This window comes from Rahnella sp. P4_A8 (assembly GCF_056402435.1).
The window spans coordinates 1-1,253 of sequence record NZ_JBFUHK010000248.1 but is presented as its reverse complement, the minus strand read 5'-3'; the positions used below and the strand labels follow the sequence as shown (position 1 = coordinate 1,253).

Below are 1,253 nucleotides of genomic sequence, written 5' to 3'. Positions count from 1 at the left end.
TGGTCACTGCTGCCTCTGTTTCCGTTATTACTTGTTTAGCGACCGCCACTGTTCCCAAAGCAGTTGCCTGAACCGGCAATCAGCCCTCCCATCCCACTCACAATCATTCCTCCTAGTCCACCATAACTGCCAGCAACAACGCCACCACCACCCGTCATGCCGGATGATGGAACGTTGCCATTGTTGCCGCCAGAGATATTTTCAACTTCACTCTTAGTTAGCAGACGCATATATATCCCTAATAAATTTTTCAATAATATTCATTATATTGGCTAGAGGTACGCCCTCGTGTGATCTGAGGCAACTTAATTAACATAGATACTTTAAAATTTAGGTGACAAACACAATGGAACGATGCTGGACGACTTGTGGCGTATTTAGGCAAATAATCCGTGTAGTTCGGAGTTGGCCTTGGCTGTTTCAACCAGGTGAGCCTGCAGCCGGCCGAGTTCGTGTGCACCGGTACCGTCGACTTCCAGACGTTCCGAAAGATCGGTCAACGCAACACCTGCGGTTTTGAGGGTGGATTCCATCTGTACAGCGATCATTCGGGCAATATTCGTGTTGGCCACTTCAGCATCGCCCAGTTGCGCTGTGCGGGATACAGAAATAAAATGCGCCGGCGAGGACCAATATCAACAGACAGACAAACGCTGTAGCCAATATAACCAGAGTCGTAACAGGGCGTTTCATACCTCTCAGGCGGAGGAGATAGCGGTCCGAATCGCTGGAGGATGCATTCAATACAGTTCGCTCCTTCATTCAGTGAGCATGAAATCCGTGGGAGAGGTCTAGTATGGCATTAACCCAAAGTTTAGATGAGCTGTATCATCACAAATGGTTTTTTATCATCGGGTTATTATGAGGCTGTGTGTAAAGCGTACGGCTAACTTTACGTGGTTCTGTTTACACCTTAATGCCGCACCTGTAAACTAAATAAAATCAATGAGTTGAGTTCGTATAATGCTATTTATGTTAAATTTATAACTTGTAATATGACTTTACTCAATCGATTATTAATTTCATTAAGAATGGTTTTTACATCACCAGACGTCAGACTCTTGGCTAAACATCGTCATAATGATACCGGCAGGCAATTATAGTTAATTCATCATTTACCATGCTGTAAACAAGTCGGTGTTCTCTGTCTATGCGCCGGGAATAAAGTGCCGGATTTTTATAATGGCGCAACCGTTCTGGCTTACCAATACCGCCCAGTGGGTCGGCGTGAATCGCATGTATCAGTATACGGA

At 45.1% G+C, this 1,253-nt stretch carries 3 protein-coding genes; all 3 read right to left on the bottom strand.

Features of this window, described 5'->3' with window-relative positions; genetic code table 11:
- Positions 1-35 precede the first annotated feature (35 nt).
- Positions 36-254, bottom strand: a complete 219-nt coding sequence (locus tag AC1DUO_RS25150; protein ID WP_148232237.1) for a hypothetical protein — start codon at positions 252-254, stop codon at positions 36-38.
- Positions 255-377: 123 nt separating this feature from the next.
- Positions 378-572 carry a hypothetical protein gene (locus tag AC1DUO_RS25145; protein ID WP_238446562.1) on the bottom strand — a complete coding sequence of 65 codons (195 nt, stop codon included), beginning with the start codon at positions 570-572 and terminating at the stop codon, positions 378-380.
- 493 nt (positions 573-1,065) lie between these two features.
- On the bottom strand, positions 1,066-1,253 hold a 188-nt coding region (locus tag AC1DUO_RS25140; protein WP_477989407.1), incomplete at its 5' end, for a Txe/YoeB family addiction module toxin.